Raw genomic sequence first — 2,472 nt, 5'->3', positions numbered from 1 at the left:
GTAGCGTCTGAGATGTTCCGAATATTGTCAAAAGAGGGAATTAATATACAAATGATCTCAACGTCAGAAATAAAAATATCGTGTATAATAAACGAGAAAGACACAGTCAAAGCCGTAAATGCGTTGCATTCCGGTTTTGGGTTGGGTAAAGGAAACTAAAATGAAAAACAATAAAGTTGCGCTTTTTGATACAACTTTAAGGGACGGTTCTCAATCAGCCGGTATTTCATTCTCTTCGGAAGATAGAATTAAAATAGCTAAAGCGCTTGACGAGTTTGGCATTGATTATATAGAAGGCGGCTGGCCGGGTTCAAATCCTAACGATGAATCATTTTTCAGGGAGATGAATAAAAGCGTAAAACTGAAAAAAGCCAAGCTGGTTGCCTTTGGATCTACGAGGCGCAAAGGCAATAGCGCCCAAGATGACATTAACCTGGACGGCATAGTTAAATCTAAAACTGAATATGCCGCAATTTTCGGTAAGTCGTGGGATTTGCATGTCATTCATGCATTAAGGGCTACATTGGAAGAAAATTTAGAAATGATCGAAGATAGCGTGAAATTCTTGAATCAGAAAAACATGAAGGTTATCTTTGATGCAGAACATTTTTTTGATGGTTTTAAAGCGAATAAAGAGTATGCGCTAAAAACGATTGAAACAGCGAGAAATGCCGGAGCTGTTAATATTACTCTTTGTGATACAAATGGCGGGACTATGCCCGGAGATATAAGCGAAATTATGAGAGAAATAAACAAAAAATTTCCTGATAATTTTCCCTTGGGAATCCATGCACACAATGATTCAGATTGCGCAGTTGCCAATTCTATAATTGCTATAAAAGAAGGCGCGGTACTGGTTCAAGGCACAATAAACGGTTATGGGGAAAGATGCGGAAATGCAAATCTCTGCTCGATTATCCCAAATATAGAATTAAAACTTGGTGTTAAATGCCTGCCTGAAGGCAAGCTAAAAGCAATTTCCGAATTATCAAGGTATGTCAGTGAAATAGCAAATGTGATTCCTTACGACCACCAGCCATACGTTGGCGGTTCAGCGTTTGCTCATAAGGCAGGCATACATGTTTCAGCGATTCTAAGGCATTCGAAAACATATGAGCATATTGACCCTATTTTGGTCGGCAACGAACGAAAAATTCTTATTTCTGAACTTGCAGGCAAAAGTAATGTTCTTGCAAAAATGAAAGAGCTCAATTTGGAAGTAACCAATGAAAATGATGCAAGCGGTAAAATTATTGATACCGTAAAAAAGATGGAGCTTAAAGGATATCAGTACGAAGATGCAGACGCTTCTTTTACAATACTTGTTGACAAATCCCTGGGTAAATATAAACCGTTTTTTGAACTTAAGGATTTCCGTGTAGTTGTTGAAAAACAAGCTGAAACCGGGTTTATGCATTCGGAAGCAATCATCAAACTTTCTGTAAACGGTATTGTAGAACATACGGTTGCTGAAGGAGACGGGCCTGTTAACGCACTGGATAATGCATTGCGCAAGGCCCTTGAGAAATTCTATCCGGAACTAAAAGAGGTAGCTCTTTCAGATTTCAAAGTAAGAATAATAGATGGTAAAGTAGGAACCCGCGCCATTACGCGAGTGCTAATTGAGTCGCGTGATAAAAAAGAATCCTGGGGCACTATCGGCGTTTCTGAAAATATTATTGAAGCCAGCTGGCAGGCCCTGACGGAAGCAATTGAATTTAAATTGTTGAAAGAAAATAAAAAACATTTTTAAAAAGGAATATACCTCATACGCTTCCAAGCGCGTTACATGAGGTATTATAGGGGTGCTAAAATGCGCAGTGATGAAATTAAAAAAGGTGTAACAAGAGTCCCTCACAGGTCTTTATTGTTTGCAACAGGAATAGCGAAGGAATGTATGGATAAGCCCTTTATCGGTATAGCGACTTCTTTCAGCGACATTGTTCCTGGACATGTAGGCATGCGCGAACTTGAAAGATGGATAGAACGCGGAGTTTCTGCCGGAGGCGGAGTTCCTTTTGTATTTGGGCTGCCTGCGATTTGCGATGGAATCGCTATGGGCCATGCCGGTATGCATTATTCACTGCCTTCAAGAGAATTGATAGCTGATAGTGTTGAAAGCGTGGCAAAAGCGCATTGTTTTGACGCTCTGGTATTGCTTACTAATTGCGATAAAATTACTCCAGGTATGCTGATGGCTGCTGCAAGAATAAATATTCCTACGATTGTGGTTACAGCCGGCCCCATGATGACAGGTTTTTGCGGGGGCAAAAGGCGTTCGCTTGTAAGAGATACTTATGAAGCTGTTGGTTTATTCCAAAATAAAAAAATTACTTCGGAAGAACTTGATACAATAGAGCTTGAAGCTTGCCCCGGAGAAGGTTCGTGTCAGGGTTTATATACGGCAAATACAATGGCATGCTTATGTGAAGCCATGGGTATGTCTCTGCCGGGCTGTGGTACTGCGCTGGC

3 protein-coding genes are annotated in these 2,472 nt (G+C 40.4%); all 3 read left to right on the top strand.

The window, feature by feature from the left end:
- Window positions 1-159, top strand: a 159-nt coding sequence (locus tag KKH91_08160; GenBank protein ID MBU0952775.1) for an ACT domain-containing protein, incomplete at its 5' end; no start/stop codon positions are given.
- 1 nt (window position 160) lies between these two features.
- Window positions 161-1,753: a citramalate synthase gene (gene cimA, locus KKH91_08155; GenBank protein MBU0952774.1), complete on the top strand. Its 1,593-nt coding sequence runs from the start codon at window positions 161-163 to the stop codon at window positions 1,751-1,753.
- 60 nt (window positions 1,754-1,813) lie between these two features.
- Window positions 1,814-2,472 (top strand): dihydroxy-acid dehydratase (locus KKH91_08150; GenBank protein MBU0952773.1); only part of this gene is annotated, 659 nt, incomplete at its 3' end.

The sequence above is a fragment of the Elusimicrobiota bacterium genome, assembly GCA_018816525.1.
In the GTDB taxonomy this organism is placed as follows: domain Bacteria; phylum Elusimicrobiota; class Endomicrobiia; order CG1-02-37-114; family XYA2-FULL-39-19; genus OXYB2-FULL-48-7.
Note: the sequence above shows the minus strand (reverse complement) of the source record. Positions and strands in the feature narration are given on the sequence as shown.